Source organism: Deinococcus sp. YIM 134068 (assembly GCF_036543075.1).
Lineage (GTDB): Bacteria > Deinococcota > Deinococci > Deinococcales > Deinococcaceae > Deinococcus > Deinococcus lichenicola.
This window is the reverse complement of record NZ_JAZHPF010000005.1, coordinates 108,901-123,003: the sequence shown is the minus strand read 5'-3', so window position 1 is coordinate 123,003 and position 14,103 is coordinate 108,901. Positions and strand designations below refer to the sequence as shown.

At 70.6% G+C, this 14,103-nt stretch carries 14 protein-coding genes; 8 read left to right on the top strand and 6 right to left on the bottom strand.

Annotated elements, in window-relative coordinates; genetic code table 11:
- Positions 1-74: 74 nt before the first annotated feature.
- The 3 genes from V3W47_RS07555 to sdaAA all read left to right on the top strand — a co-directional run bounded on the left by V3W47_RS07555 (position 75) and on the right by sdaAA (position 3,612).
- Positions 75-1,319, top strand: coding sequence for a lycopene cyclase family protein (locus V3W47_RS07555; RefSeq protein WP_331824586.1), 1,245 nt, complete (start codon positions 75-77; stop codon positions 1,317-1,319).
- Between the two features lie 628 nt (positions 1,320-1,947).
- Complete coding sequence (sdaAB, locus tag V3W47_RS07550; RefSeq protein ID WP_331824585.1) at positions 1,948-2,613, top strand: L-serine ammonia-lyase, iron-sulfur-dependent subunit beta; 666 nt, start codon at positions 1,948-1,950, stop codon at positions 2,611-2,613.
- A gap of 111 nt (positions 2,614-2,724) precedes the next feature.
- Positions 2,725-3,612, top strand: coding sequence for an L-serine ammonia-lyase, iron-sulfur-dependent, subunit alpha (gene sdaAA, locus V3W47_RS07545; protein ID WP_331824584.1), 888 nt, complete (start codon positions 2,725-2,727; stop codon positions 3,610-3,612).
- Positions 3,613-3,624: 12 nt separating this feature from the next.
- On the opposite strand, the gene V3W47_RS07540 is transcribed toward sdaAA, so the two are convergent.
- The 3 genes from V3W47_RS07540 to V3W47_RS07530 form a co-directional block, all read right to left on the bottom strand.
- Positions 3,625-4,161 (bottom strand): Uma2 family endonuclease, encoded by a 537-nt coding sequence (locus tag V3W47_RS07540; RefSeq protein ID WP_331824583.1) that lies wholly within the window; start codon positions 4,159-4,161, stop codon positions 3,625-3,627.
- A gap of 79 nt (positions 4,162-4,240) precedes the next feature.
- A complete protein-coding gene (locus V3W47_RS07535) occupies positions 4,241-4,927 on the bottom strand; it encodes an HAD family hydrolase (protein ID WP_331824582.1) in 687 nt (228 codons plus the stop codon).
- A complete protein-coding gene (locus V3W47_RS07530; RefSeq protein ID WP_331824581.1) occupies positions 4,924-5,280 on the bottom strand; it encodes a histidine triad nucleotide-binding protein in 357 nt (118 codons plus the stop codon). Before V3W47_RS07530 ends, V3W47_RS07535 begins: the two co-directional genes overlap by 4 nt.
- Positions 5,281-5,328: 48 nt before the next feature.
- Here V3W47_RS07530 and V3W47_RS07525 point away from each other — a divergent pair, with 48 nt between their 5' ends.
- On the top strand, positions 5,329-6,357 hold the full coding sequence (locus V3W47_RS07525; RefSeq protein ID WP_331824580.1) for an SDR family NAD(P)-dependent oxidoreductase: 1,029 nt from the start codon (positions 5,329-5,331) through the stop codon (positions 6,355-6,357).
- A 244-nt stretch (positions 6,358-6,601) separates the two neighbouring features.
- On the opposite strand, the gene nadE is transcribed toward V3W47_RS07525, so the two are convergent.
- The 3 genes from nadE to V3W47_RS07510 all read right to left on the bottom strand — a co-directional run bounded on the left by nadE (position 6,602) and on the right by V3W47_RS07510 (position 9,308).
- Positions 6,602-7,459, bottom strand: a complete 858-nt coding sequence (nadE, locus tag V3W47_RS07520; protein WP_331824579.1) for an NAD(+) synthase — start codon at positions 7,457-7,459, stop codon at positions 6,602-6,604.
- 235 nt (positions 7,460-7,694) lie between these two features.
- Positions 7,695-8,639 carry an NADP-dependent oxidoreductase gene (locus V3W47_RS07515; RefSeq protein WP_331824578.1) on the bottom strand — a complete coding sequence of 315 codons (945 nt, stop codon included), beginning with the start codon at positions 8,637-8,639 and terminating at the stop codon, positions 7,695-7,697.
- A gap of 45 nt (positions 8,640-8,684) precedes the next feature.
- Positions 8,685-9,308, bottom strand: a complete 624-nt coding sequence (locus V3W47_RS07510) for an NAD(P)-dependent oxidoreductase (RefSeq protein WP_331824577.1) — start codon at positions 9,306-9,308, stop codon at positions 8,685-8,687.
- A 140-nt stretch (positions 9,309-9,448) separates the two neighbouring features.
- Here V3W47_RS07510 and V3W47_RS07505 point away from each other — a divergent pair, with 140 nt between their 5' ends.
- From V3W47_RS07505 to V3W47_RS07490, 4 genes are all read left to right on the top strand, one after another.
- Entirely contained in the window at positions 9,449-10,090 is a 642-nt protein-coding gene (locus V3W47_RS07505) for a winged helix-turn-helix transcriptional regulator (RefSeq protein WP_331824576.1), read from the top strand.
- Between the two features lie 292 nt (positions 10,091-10,382).
- Complete coding sequence (locus V3W47_RS07500; RefSeq protein ID WP_331824575.1) at positions 10,383-11,726, top strand: MFS transporter; 1,344 nt, start codon at positions 10,383-10,385, stop codon at positions 11,724-11,726.
- Entirely contained in the window at positions 11,723-13,159 is a 1,437-nt protein-coding gene (locus V3W47_RS07495) for a nicotinate phosphoribosyltransferase (RefSeq protein WP_331824574.1), read from the top strand. Before V3W47_RS07500 ends, V3W47_RS07495 begins: the two co-directional genes overlap by 4 nt.
- Positions 13,156-14,073, top strand: coding sequence for an ADP-ribose pyrophosphatase (locus V3W47_RS07490; protein WP_331824573.1), 918 nt, complete (start codon positions 13,156-13,158; stop codon positions 14,071-14,073). The genes V3W47_RS07495 and V3W47_RS07490 overlap by 4 nt, the downstream gene beginning before the upstream one ends.
- The last annotated feature ends 30 nt before the right edge of the window (positions 14,074-14,103 follow it).

Sequence of the window (14,103 nt, the reverse complement as noted above, 5' to 3'; positions counted from 1 at the left end):
CCCGGCAGTCAGACCCGTGACCCGGCGTGCCTTCCCACACTCGCGCCCGCCACCGCCGCGTTAGGCTGCCCGTAATGGCGTCACGCACACACCTTACGGACGCGCTGGTGATCGGCGGCGGTCCCTCCGGGCTGGGGCTGGCCGCCGAACTCGCCGCGTGCGGGCTGAGCGTGCGCCTCGTCGCGCCCCACCCGCCGCGCCCCTTTCCCGCCACCTATGGCGCGTGGCTGGACGAGGTGCCCGCCCCCGTCCGCCCCTGCCTCGCCGACGTGTGGACCGACGTTCGGGCGTACACCGGGGAGGACCCCACGCCCCTCCTGCGGCCCTATGCCATGTTCGACAACGCCCGCCTGCTCGACACGCTGCTCACGCGGGCGGGGCCGCGCCTGACGTGGACCGTTGGCATGGTGCAGCACGCCGAGCAGGTGGGGGAGGGTTGGGAGGTCACGGGCGCGGGCGGTGAGCGGTGGCGCGCCCGGCTCGTCGTGGACGCGGGGGGGCACGGCGGCGGTGTGACGCGGCCCGTGCGCCCGCACGGCGCGGCCCTCCAGACGGCCTTCGGACTCGTGGCCCGCTTCGACCGCCCGCCCGGCCCACCCGGCGGCATGGTCTGGATGGACTACCGGGCCGGACACCTCCCGCCGGACGAGGTGCGCGCCGCGCCGACCTTCCTCTACACCATGCACCTCGGCGGCGACCGTTACCTCGTGGAAGAGACGAGCCTGATCGCCCGCCCCGGTCTGACGCGCGCCCTGCTGGAGCGCCGCCTCCACGCCCGTCTCGCCGCGCAGGGCACGCCCCCCCGCGAAATCGAGACGACCGAGTGGGTCGCCTTCCCCATGAATACCGCCGCGCCCGCGCCCGGCCCGGTCCTCGCCTTCGGGTCGGCGGCGGGCCTCGTCCACCCCATCAGCGGCTTTCAGATGGTCGGGGCGCTGGCGGACGCGCCGGGGGTCGCTTGCGCGGTGGCCGGGGCGCTGGACATGCACAGTCCAACCCAGGCTGTCCGGGCCGGGTGGGACGCCCTGTGGCCGCCCGAGCGCCGCGCCGCCCGCGAGATTTCGCTGCTGGACGCCGAGGCCCTGCTCGCCCTGCCGGGGGACATGCTGCCCGCGTTCTTCCGCGCCTTTTTCGCGCTGCCCGCCGCCGAGTGGCACGCCTTCCTCTCGCCGCGCACGGGGGCCGGGGCGATTGCCCGCACCATGCTCAAGGTCTTCGCCCACGCCCCGAACCGGGTGCGTGTACCCCTCGCCCGCGCCGCGCTGGGGCAGGCCGAGGTGAGTGGGCGGGCGCTGCGGGCGGCGGCGGGGGTGGGGTGAAGAGTAAAATCCTCAAGTTCCCTACAATTTGATGAACGGCTGACTACCACGATATTTCTTGCAGTTTTTCAGAAATTATCCTCTATTTCATTCAACCTCCAGTTTATATCGTTCATCATCTGAATCGCAAACTTCGGAACTGAAAGAAGAAGAATCCTAACCTGCGGAATGATCAGAAAAACAGTTAAGGTGAACAGAAAATTATTCGAATCGTAGCTATAGTTAAAAAACACCTCCCTTGCTTCAAATGTAAAGGTAATCCAAACAATGGCATAAAATGTGCCAACGACCAAATATAAGATCGGGTAAAACTTCCCCTCCTTGTAATAAAATTTCTTGAGAAGAATCCACAATATTCTAAAATATTTAGGAAAGCCGGTTATAGCGACACAGGTAAAAAGGTAGAGTACAAAGCTATATACAGCTACAACAAGAAAATGGGAGTTGAATATATACTCTATCACTTCAAAGGGTGGATGCTTTAGACGAATTTCGATGAGTTCATTTATTCCAGGTAGTAGTTCAAAGAGCCATGTCATAATGTACGTATGTACGCCTCAAAAAGGCTGAAGTTCCTCACGCTGCTTAATTGAATCTTCATTCAAGAAACATTCTCTATACTGTCCCTATGTCCCTGCTCGACATGATCGGCCCCGTGATGATCGGGCCGAGCAGCAGCCACACGGCGGGCGCGTGCCGTCTGGGGCTGGTTGCCCATCATCTCCTCGGGGAAGCGCCCCGGCGGGCGACCATCGGCCTGCACGCCTCCTTCGCCAAGACGGGGCGCGGCCACGGCACTCACCTCGCGCTCGTGGCGGGGCTGCTGGGGTACGCGCCCGACGACCCCCGCTTGCCGAAAGCCTTCGAGGAGGCCGAGGCGGCGGGATTGACGGTGGAGTTCCGCGACGTGGACCTCGGCGACGTTCACCCCAACACGGCCCACCTCGACCTGCACGGCGAGACGGCGGCGGTGACGGTGCAGGGCAGCTCCACGGGCGGCGGCGTCATCCGGGTGACGGAGGTGGGCGGCCTCGGCGTCAACTTCGGCGCAGCCAGCCCCACGCTGCTGCTGCGCTACCCCGACGCGGTGGGCATGATCGCCCGCGTGGCGAGCACGGTCGCCGCCGACGGCGTGAATATCGCCACCCTGACCTGCACCCGCGAGAACCGGGGCGGCCAGGCCCTTCTCGCCATCGAACTCGACCAGCCCCTCAGCCCCGAAGCCCTCGCCTTCCTGCGCCGCTGGCCGGACATGGGGTGGGTGCGGTTGCTGCCGAAGCTCATGGACGGCTAGCACCGTCCGTCGAGGAGTCGAGGAGTCGAGAAGTCGAGAAACCCCGGTGGCATCTCTCCCTCGACCTCTCGACTTCCAGACCCCTCGACCCACTTCAAAGGAGTTCCCCCCATGACCACCCTCCACGACCTCATGACCGCCCCCTCGCCCGCCTCCGCGTGGGTGCTCGCGCAGGACTGCGCCGAGACGGGGCTGGACCCGGCGGACATCCGCGCGGAGATGGCCCGCCGCATCGGGGAGATGCGGGCGTCGGTCGAGCGGGGCCTGCGAAGCGACGCGAAGAGCATCACGGGCATGGTGGGCTGGAACGCGAAGGGGTTGTGGGACGCGCCGGACGTGCTGGGGGCACCGCTGCTGAGGCGGGTGCAGGCCTACGCGATGGCCGTGAACGAGGAGAACGCCCGCATGGGCCGCATCGTCGCCGCGCCGACGGCGGGGAGCGCGGGCACGATTCCGGGGGCGCTGCTCGGCGTGGCCGACCACCTCGGCATCGGGGACGAGCGGCTGGTGGACCCCCTCATCCTCGCGGCGGGCGTGGGCAAGGCGATCAGCAAGCGCATGTTCATCTCGGGCGCGGCGGGCGGCTGTCAGGCCGAGATCGGGTCGAGCGCCGCGATGGCCGCCGCCGCCGTCACCGAACTGCTCGGCGGCAGCCCCCGCGCCTGCGTCCACGCCGCGTCCCTCGCCCTGATGAACACCATCGGCCTCGTGTGCGACCCGGTGGGCGGCTACGTGGAGGTGCCCTGCGTGAGCCGCAACGCCTTTTTCGCCGTTCATGCGGTCAGCGCGGCGCAACTCGCGCTCGCCCAGCTCGAATCCTTCATCCCGCCCGACGAGGTGGTGGGGGCGATGGCGCAGGTCGGGCGACTCATGCCCGCCGAACTCCGCGAGACGGCGGAGGGCGGGCTGGCCCAGACGCCGACGGGCCGCGCGGTGGCGGCGCGCATGGAGGGGCGCGAGGAGAGCGCGGGCGGGATGATCGAGTTGCCGATGGTGTGAGCGCGCGGGAACCTACAGCACGCCCCGGTACATCTCGTCGAGGGTCAGCGAACGGTTCAGGCAGGGAATCGCCGCCTGCCCCTCCCCGCGATGCTCGCGCATGGACCAGCCTTCCTCCCCGCGCTGGTACTCCACGACATACCGCTCGTCCTGCGCCACGATGAGGTAGGTCTGGAGGGTCGGGATCGCCGTGTAGACCGCGTGCTTGTGGCGGCGGTCGTTGTGCGCCGTGCTGCCGGAAAGGACTTCCACGAGCAGGCAGGGCGAAATCTCGTAGGAGCGGTCGGGCTGTTCGCCACCACACACCAGCATCACGTCGGGATAGAAATAGCTCGATGTAGCCCGGCTGTAGAGCTTCATGTCGGACTGGCAGAGGCGGCAGCCCTGGCGGTCGGCGTCGGGCAGGAGCGCCGCCATGACACGTCCGCTGATCCGCACATGCTCCCCGCTCGCCCCCGCCTGAGCGTGTAGAGGGTACGCGTTGCCCCCCACATATTCCCGCTTGTAGGGACTCTCGCGCTCGGAACGCAGGTACTCGGCCTCGCTCATGGCCCCCTCCGAGCCAGCAGGGGGGCGGCGTCCGTCATGGGGTCATCTTACGGCGATAGGCAGAGAACCTGCCTTCAATTCAGGTCGGCATATTCAGCCCCAACGCCTCCTGCAACTCCGCGTGGCTCCTGAGCACCCGCGCCGCGCCCACGTCCAGAAGAGCCTGAGTGTTGGCGGGGTGGGCGTGCCCGGTGGCGAGCATTCCCCACACGGTCGCGCCCGCCGCCACGCCCGCCGTCGCGCCCGTCAGGCTGTCCTCCACGACGACGCAGCGGACGGGGGGAACGCCGAGGGCCGCCGCCGCGTGGACGTAGATGTCGGGTTGGGGTTTTCCGCGCCCATGAACGGACCCGAGGTCATAGGCATGACCGCCAATGAGGTCGGCCAGCCCCGCCTTGACGAGCTTGGGGTGCAGCTTTCCCGGCTCGGTGTTGCTCGCCACCGCGAAGGGGATGCCCGCCGCGCGCAGGGCCGCTAGGGTCGCGTGGGCACCCTCGATGGGGAGAAGTTCCTCGAAGACGGCCTCGAATCGTCCGTCCAGGAAGGTCTGAAAGTCCTTGGGCGGGGTCCAACCGTGGTCGGTGCGGAGCCAGTCGTAGACGGCGGAATGGGTGCGGCCCACGACCGCCGCCGCGAAGTCCTCCACGGTGAAGGTCAGGCCGTGCTCGCCCAGCGCCTCGACCCAGGCGCGGCTGCCCAGGCCCTCGCTGTCCACGAGCACGCCGTCGAAGTCGAAGAGGATGGCGTCGAAGGGCAGCCCGCTCACTGCGTGTCCCCCTCCGGTCCGTTCTCCCACCCGGCGAGGATGTGGACGTGGGTGTGAAAGACCATCTGCCCTCCTCCGGGTCCGCAGTTCACGACGAGGCGGTAATCCTGGGCGTGCTGGCGGGCCACCCTCGTGGCGGTGAGGAACAACTCGCCCATCTCGGCGGCATCCTCGATCTCGTCCACGCGCGCCGTCACCCGTTTGGGGATGACGAGGAGGTGGATGGGGGCCTTCGGCGCGATGTCGCGGATGGCGATGAAGCGGTCGTCCTCGTATACCACGTCGCTGGGGAGTTCGCGGGCGATGATGCGCGTGAAGAGGGTGCGGGCGGGCAGAGGCTCGGCGTTGTCCATGCCTTCACTCTAAGGGGGCGGCGGGCGGGGGGGCTTCAGACTTTGGGCATGAGCCGAAGCCCCTTTCGTCCCCCCAAGCGTCTGCTGCTCGCCGCCGGGCTGGCCGCCCTCGTGGGCCGCCGCGCCCTCGTCGCCCCCTACCACCTGACGGGCCGGAGCGTCCTGATCACGGGCGGCTCGCGCGGGCTGGGGCTGGCGCTCGCCCGCGAGTTCGTCGCCCGTGGTGCCCGCGTGACCCTGCTCGCCCGCACCGCCGCCGACCTCGACCGCGCCGCCGCCGACCTGCGGGGCCGGGGAGGAACCGTCCACACGATCACGGGCGACGTGACGAACAAGGCCGACCTCGACCGCGCCGTGGAGGAGACCGCCCGCGTTCACGGTGGGCTGGACGTGCTCGTGAACAACGCGGGGCTGATTCAGGTCGGGCCGCTGGAGAACATGACGGAGGAGGACTTCCGCGAGATCATGGAGATCAACGCCTTCGCGCCGCTGCGGCTGACCCGTCTCGCCCTGCCGCTGCTGCGCGCGTCGAAGGGGCGGGTCCTGATCGTGTCGTCCATCGGGGGCAAGGTCGCCGTGCCGCACCTCACGCCGTATTCCTTCAGCAAGTTCGCCGTGACGGGGCTGGGTCAGGCCCTGCGCGCCGAACTCGCCCGCGACGGCGTGACCGTCACCACCGTCTGCCCGTGGCTGATGCAGACGGGCAGCCCCCGCCACGCGCGGGTCAAGGGGCAGGCCCAGAAGGAATACGCCCTCTTCGCCACCGCCGACAACCTCCCCCTGCTGTCGCTGGACACCGCCGAGGCCGCCCGCCGCTGCGTGGATGCCCTCGTGCGCGGCGACGCCGAGGCGATGATCGGCGGTCCCGCCCTGCTGCTGCGTTACGCCCAGGCCCTCGCCCCGCAACTCACCGCCGACTTCCTCGCGCTGGGCAACCGCTTCCTGCCCGGTCCCACGCCCAGCAACGAGGGCATGAGGGGAGCGGAGGCCGAGACGCCCCTCACGCGGAACAACCCGGTCAAGCGGGCGTCGGAGGCGGAGTACAACGAGGGGGGAGCTGAGAAGCCCGTTGGCTGAGTGGCTGGGCCTGTTCACCCCCTCACCTACGGAGCCGTGTCAGTCCCGGCCTCCCCCAGGGAACGGTTGATGTGAATCACGAACTGGAGAGAAGGAGTGTTTTCATCGTCTTGAAGAAGGACGAGCGTGGTTCGTCACCCCTCTCCCCGGCCCTCTCCCGCAAGGGGAGAGGGAGAACGACACAACGTCTGGCACGCCCGCTCTTGTACATCCGGCATTCAAGGGGCAAAAGCACAGACCTCCTCTACCGGGGCGGGCGCGGCAGCCCCTCGTTCCCCAGCACCTCGTCGAAGGGGGAGACGGGGACGGCGCGTTTGTGGCGGGTCGCTATGAACAGCGCCTCCAGCCGCTCGGCGACCTGCTCCGGCACCTCGCGGCCTTCCAGGTAATCGTCGATCTGCCCGTAAGTTACACCCAGGGCCACCTCGTCGGGGAGGCCGGGGCGGTCGTCCTCCAGGTCGGCGGTGGGGACCTTGCGCCAGGTGCTCTCGGGTGCGCCGAGGTGCTGAAGAACTCGCGCCCCCTGCCGTTTCGTCAGGCCCGTCAGCGGCGTGAGGTCCACCCCGCCGTCCCCGTACTTCGTGAAGAAGCCCGTCACCGCCTCCGCCGCGTGGTCGGTGCCCACGACGAGGAGGTTTTCCTGCCCAGCGACCGCGTACTGGGCGATCATCCGCTCGCGCGCCTTGATGTTGCCGCGCACGAAGTCCCGCAGCGGCGTGCCCAGCGCCTCGTGGGCGGCCTCGGCGCTCGCGTCGGCAGCCCCCTTGATGTTCACGGTCACGGTGCGGTCGGGCCGGATGAAGGCGAGTGAGGTCCGCGCGTCCACCTCGTCCGCCTGCACCCCGTAGGGCAGCCGCATGGCGAGGAAGGTCGCGTCCCCGCCCCCTTCGCGCACCCGCTCGGCGGCGAGCTGGCACAGCCGCCCGGCCAGCGTGCTGTCCTGCCCGCCGCTGATACCCAGCACGAAGCCGCGCGCCGGGGTCTGCCGCAGGTAGGCTGCCAGAAAGGCCGCCCGGCGCTCCACCTCGGCGGCGGGGTCTATCTCGGGACGGACGTGCAGCTCGCGGCGGATGTGCTCCCGGAGGGCAGGGTCGGAGGGCATGGCGGGAGTGTAGATCGGCAGTTCGGGGAAGGGGGAGAGAGTCAAGCTCCCGTGAACGGGACGAGCACGCGCGGCCTCGCCTTCCCTCCACTCATGGTGGGAGGGCTTCGAGAAGGGGTGCTTTTTCCCCTCCCCCTTGTGGGGGAGGTTGGGTGGGGGGTAGCAAGCAACGCCTGTCCAGGCTTTTCGACGGCGGAAGGACGGTGGAAGAAGGTCCCCGAACGCCCGCCCCGCCCTACTCCCCCACCATCGTCACGACGACCTTGCCGCGCACCTCCGGTCCCTCGGCGTACTCGTGGGCGGCGCGGATGTCCTCCAGCGGGAAGGTGCGGTCGAGCGGCACCCGCAGTTCCCCGGCGTCGATGAGGCGCGAGAGCAGGGCGAGGTCCAGCCCGCGTTCCGCCGTCCGCACGCCCGTGAAGCGCGGCCCCGTTTGGCTCAGGCTCGCCCACATCTCGGCGGGGTGCAGGGGAACGGGTTTGGTGCTCACGAGCCGCCCGCTCGGCGTCAGGGCCTCCCGCGCCCGCGTGAAGGGCAGGGCGGGCGGCGTGTCGAGGATGAGGTCCCACCGCTCCCCGCCGCTCAAGTTCAGCTCCCCGGTGGCGACGACCTCGTGGGCACCGAGACTCCGCACATAATCCAGCTTGGCGGCCCGTGCGACCCCCGTGACGTGGGCACCGAACAGCCGCGCCAGCGCCACCGCGAAGGCACCGATGCCGCCCGCAGCGCCGTACACGAGGACCCGCTCGCCCGCGCGCAGCCGCCCCACCCCGCGCAGGGCCTGGAGGGCGGTCAGCCCGGCGAGGGGCACCGCCGCCGCGTGCGTCAGGGGCAGCGTGGCCGGAGCGAGGGCTACCCGCGACTGGCGGGCCGTCACATACTCGGCGGCCCCGCCCCCCCCGTGGCCGAGCAGGGCGTACACCCGCTCGCCGGGCCGAAAGGCCGTCACCTCCGGGCCGCACCCGGCGACCTCGCCCGCCACGTCGAAGCCGGGGGTCAGCGGCAACTGGCCCGCCGCGAGGAAGCCCAGCCCACCCGCGCGCAGCCGCAGGTCGGTGCCGTTGACGCTGGAGGCGTGGACGCGGATCAGCACCTCGTCGCGCACGGGGAAGGGCCAAGCGACCTCCTCCACCCGCAGCACGCTCGGCGGGCCGAACGAGTGGAGGCGGGCGGCCCTCACGCCGGGACCCCCGTCCGGAAGTCTGGCAGTCGAGGCTTCCCAGTCTCAGTTGCTGATGGCGGGCGCTTGCCGGACATGCTCGCCCCCCTCCACCGCGTCCAGCATGAAGCGGGCCACGCTCGCGCGGGTGACGAGGGTGCTGATGTCGCCCACCAGCCCGACCTTGAGGGGCTTCATGGGGCCGTCGCCGAGCCGGGGCACCCGCACGACCGTCCAGTCGAGGTCGCTCTCGCGGATGAGGTCCACGTGCGCCAGCGAGTCGCGGATCACGTCGGGCTGGAGGAGGCGCAGCAGGGTGCGGAACACGAGGTCGGCGGGCTTCGGGTGGTCGCCGGGGTGGGGCACGCCCGCGCCCGTCAGGGTGACGAGGCGGCGAATCCCCTCTTCTGGCAGCACGTGAATGAGGTGCCGCGCCGTCAGCGTCATCACGTCAGGTGGGCCGCCCTTCACCGGGCCGAGGGCGCTGACCACCGCCTCCGTTCCCTCCACGAGCTGCCGCAACGCCTCCGGGTCGCGGGCGTCGCCGGGCACCACGGTCAGCAGATCGCCTTGCCGATGCACCGCCTCCGGACGCCGCGCGAGGACCCGCAGTTCGTGGCCCCGCACGAGCGCCTCGTCGATCAGGAGGTGGCCCGTCCGCCCGGTGCCGCCGAGGATGGCGAGCCTCATCGCCGGGTCCATTGGACGAGGCGAGCGCGGTCATATCGGACAGGGAGCGTCGTACACTTCATGGGTTGCCTCCGGGCTACACTCCAGAAAGTGGAGTGCGGGGTGCCCGGAGCATGACAGAACCTGGAGTGTCCTCCCGTGTGAAGTGTGACGGTGCCGAGCCTCCGGGGGCGGCGCGGGCGCTGGGGCTGCTTCAGGCAAGACATATGCTGGCCGCCCTGCGGGCGCTGCTGGACGGTCCCCACCGCTTCTGCGAGCTGTGGCGGCTGAGCGGTGCGCCGAGCGCGACCACGCTGAGCGTGCGGCTGCGCGAGTTGGAGGCGGAGGGGGTGGTCCGGGGGTGCGGCGGCGTCTACACCCTGACGGGCCGGGGCAGCGCGCTCGGTCCGCTGTTCGCCACGCTGGGGGGCTTCACCCGCCGCCATCCCGTGAGCGACCCGGAGGCGATGCTCGCCGCGCTGGGTGCCCGGTACGCCCTCGGCATCATGCGTGAACTCACCCGCCGGGAGCCGGACGGTGGGGAAGCGCCGCGCGAGGTGCGGTTCAACGAGCTTCAGCGTGCGCTCGGTGCCCCCAGCGCCACCACCCTCACCCGCCGTCTGGGCGAGTTGGAACGCCTCGGCCTGATTCGGCGGCGGGTGGTGTCCACCCGGCCCCCGCACACCCTCTACGCCTGCTCGGAGGCGGGCGAGGCGTTCGGCCCCGTCGTTGGCGAGATCGTGGCGTGGGGGGAGGCGAACCTGGGGGCGGGGGAAGAGGAAGTCGCGTCGGCGTCGGCGTAGGGGAGACGAGGGAGAGTGGACGTGTTCGTCCCCTTGAGGGCCATGCTCGGTTCACCTCCTCTGCTTCGCAGCTCGACGAGTCCGGGTCTCCCAGCTCAAGGAGGAGGCGTGTGACCCGCCTCGCTCATGAGGAAGGGCCTGACCGTCCTCGCATTCCTCCGGAACGCTCTGCCCGCTTCACTCCTGCGAACGCTCCACAAGTTCCGGCCCCTCTCGCCCGACCCCAGGTCCTCCTTTATCCTCCCGTGTGGGAAGGCGGGGCCAAATCGAGGCCGTACTACACTCCTCGGCGATGACCCAAGCGAGTTTGGCGGTGGACGACGCGATTGATCGGCTGGGCCTGGGCCGCTTCCAGTGGCGGCTGCTCGCCATCTGCGGCCTGACGTGGGCAGCGGACGCGATGGAGGTGCTCCTCATGGGCTTCGCGCTCCCCGGCATCAGCGCCGCCTTCGGGCTGGAGCGCGGCGCGGCGTCGGCCACGTTGCTCCTGACCGCCACCTTCGCGGGAATGCTCGTCGGGGCGGTGTTCTGGGGCTGGCTCGCGGACCGGATCGGGCGGCGGACCGTCTTCCTGACGACGGTGGCGCTCGGGGTGGTGTTCGGCCTGCTGGGGGCGTTCGCGCCGGGCGTGGAATGGCTCGTCGTCGCCCGCTTTCTGACGGGCTTCGCCATAGGGGGAACGCTCCCGGTGGACTACGCGATGATGGCGGAGTTCGTGCCGACGGCGTGGCGTGGCCGCTTCCTCGTGTACCTGGAGAGCTTCTGGGCGCTGGGGACGGTGGCGGTCGCCGCGCTCGCGTGGGGGCTGAGTACCGCCTTCCCGCCGGAGGAGGCGTGGCGCTGGCTGCTCGCCCTCGCCGCGCTGCCGGGCATCGTCGGCCTCGTCGCGCGGCTGGGCGTGCCCGACTCGCCCCGGTCGCTCCTCGCTCGGGGCAGGCAGGGGGAGGCGCGGGCGGCGCTGGAACGGGTCGCGCGGGCGAACGGTGCCGCGCTGCCCGACGTGCCCCTTGCCGTGCCGCCCCCCGCCCCGAGAGTCACCCCCGCCGCCCTTCTGCAAGGAGCCTTGCGACGCCGAACCGTCCTCCTCGCGCTGATCTGGTTCGGCCTGAGCCTGGGGTACTACGGCATCTTCTCGTGGCTGCCCTCCTATCTGCGGGCGCAGGGGCTGGACCTCGGCGCGGTGTACCGCACCAGCCTCCTCCTCGCCCTCGCGCAGGTGCCGGGCTACGTGTTGGCCGCGTACCTCGTGGAGAGGATCGGACGCCGCGCCACCCTCGTCGGCTACCTCGCGGCCTCGGCACTGGGGGCTTACCTCTTCCTCCTCGCGGGGACGCCGACCGCCGTGCTGCTGACCTCCGCCGGGCTGTCCTTCGCGCTGCTGGGGGCGTGGGGAGCGTTGTACGCCTACACGCCTGAACTCTTCCCCACGCCTCTGCGGACGACGGGCATGGGCTTTGTGAGCGGCATGGCCCGCCTTGCCAGCGTCCTGTCCCCCAGCGTGGGGGCGCTGCTGCTGACCGGGCAGCTCGCCGTCGCGCTGACCCTCTTCGCCGCGTGCTTCGCCGTCGCCGCCGTCTGCGGCTGGGCCATCGGGGTGGAGACGCGCGGGCAACGGCTCCCGGAGGTGGTGGGATGACGGCCTCCCCGCTGTTCACCGACCTCTACCAGCTCACGATGATGCAGGGCTACCACGCGCACGGCCTCCACGCGGCGGAGGCGGTCTTCGACCTGTATTTCCGCCGCGCACCCTTTCAGGGGCGGTACGCGGTGTGGGCCGGGCTGGAACCGGCGCTCGACCTGCTGGAAGGGCTGCACTTCGCGGAGGACGACCTCGCCTACCTCGACACGCTGGGCCTCTTCAAGCCCGCCTTTCTGGACGCGCTGCGCGGGTGGCGCTTCACGGGGCGCGTGACCGCCTTCCGCGAGGGCCGGGTGGTCTTTCCGCACGAGCCGCTCCTCACCGTCACCGCGCCGCTGTGGGAGGCACAACTCGTCGAGACGGCGCTCCTGAACACGCTGAACTTCCAGACCCTCGTGGCGACGAAGACGGCCCGCTGCGTGCTGGCGGCGGAGGCGAGTCCGCACGGCGGGCAGGTCGTGGAGTTCGGTGCCCGCCGCGCGCAGGGGCCGGACGGGGCGATCAGTGCCGCCCGCGCCGCGTTCGTGGGTGGGGCCGTCGGCACGAGCGACGTGGAGGCCGGACGGCGCTACGGGATGCCCGTCAGCGGCACCCACGCCCACGCCTGGGTCGAGAGCTTCGAGGACGAGCTGACGGCCTTCCGCGCCTACGCCGCGCTCTACCCGGACACGACCACGCTGCTTCTCGACACGGTGGACACGCTGCGGAGCGGCCTGCCCAACGCCCTGACCGTTGCCCGCGAACTGCGCGCCTCCGGCCACGAGTTGCGCGGTGTGCGCCTTGACAGCGGCGACCTCGCGTACCTGTCACGGCACATCCGGGCGGCGCTCGACGCGGCGGGCTTTCCCGAGGTCCGCATTCTGGCGAGCAACGACCTGTCCGAGTCGGTCATCGCCTCCGTGATCGCGGAGGGCGGGCGGGTGGACGTGTACGGGGTGGGCACCCAACTCGTCACGGCGGGCGGGGAGGGCGGCGGGGCACTCGGCGGCGTGTACAAGCTCGCGGCGTTGGGCGGCGTGCCCAAGATGAAGCTCACGGGCGACCCCGCCAAGTCCAGCCTGCCGGGGACCAAGCGGGTGTGGCGGGCGGCGGACACGGGGGGGGAGTTCGCGTTGGACGTGCTGACCCTGGGCGACGAGCCACGTGCGGGCGAGCGGGTCAGCGACCCCACCAATCCCCTGCGCTCCACCCTGCTCCCGGACGGCCTGACCTGGGCGGACGCCCGCGAGGTCGTGATGGAGGGTGGGCGGCGCACGGCTTCTCCAGAAACATTGACCGATGCACAGGCGCGGGCGCGTGAGGAACTGAACCGTCTCCCTGCAGGCACCCGCCGTCCCCTCAACCCCCACCTCTACCGGGTGAGCCTCGGCGCGGACGTGGCCGCCCTGCGTGACCGGGTGGCCGACTCGCTGCGCGCCCACGCGGGATGACCGGGGAGGGCCGCGCAGCGGTCTACGTGGGCCGCTTCCAGCCGCCGCACCGGGCACATGTGGGAACGGTGCTGGGCGCGTTGGACGCCTTCCCGCGCGTCCTCGTCCTCCTCGGCAGCGCAAATCTCGCCCGCTCCGTCCGCAATCCCTTCACGGCGGGGGAGCGGGCCGCGATGTTCCGCGCGGCACTTCGGGAAGCGGGTGTTCGGAGAAGTCGCGTCCTCTTCCGCCCCCTCGCCGACCGCTTCGACGCGGAGGCGTGGGCTGCTGACGTGCGGGAGGCGGCGCGGGAAGCCCTCGGCCCCACCCCTCCCGCCCTCGTCGGCTTCGAGAAGGACGCGAGCACGGCATACCTGCGCTGGTTTCCCGGCTGGGACCGCCTTCTTACCCCCTCCGTCCCCGGCCTGAATGCGACCGACCTCCGCGCGGCGTTCCTGACCGGGCGACCCCTTCCTGACGATGTGCCGGAGGCCGTGCGTGCCTTCCTCACCCGCTTCGCGCTGACGCCCGCTTTTTCGCGGTTGCAAGCCGAGTGGCAGGCGGTGGAGGCAGCCCGCGCGGCCCTCCCGCCCGGCACCCATCTCCACGAGGAACGCTGGCTCCACGTCCGGGCGGAGCAGGTCTGGCTCCACACGCGGACAGACCCCATCGGGCGTGGGCTGTGGGAACTGCCGGGCCGCGTCCTCTCACCCGGCGAGCTTTCCACCCTTCCCGCCGATGTGGTGATCGACCATCCCGCCCGCGCCCTCGTCGCGCCCACGACGGCCCACCTCTACCTGCGACCTGTGCCCGACACCCTGCCCGCGAGGCCCATTCCCCTCGCCCGCGCGCTCATCCAGCCGCGCCGCTTCCACGAGGACCACCATGTTCTCATCGGGCGTTGGCTCGGCGGTCATCTTCGGGGGGACGGGTAGTCCGAACCTCGACAGTCCGCATAGACCCCG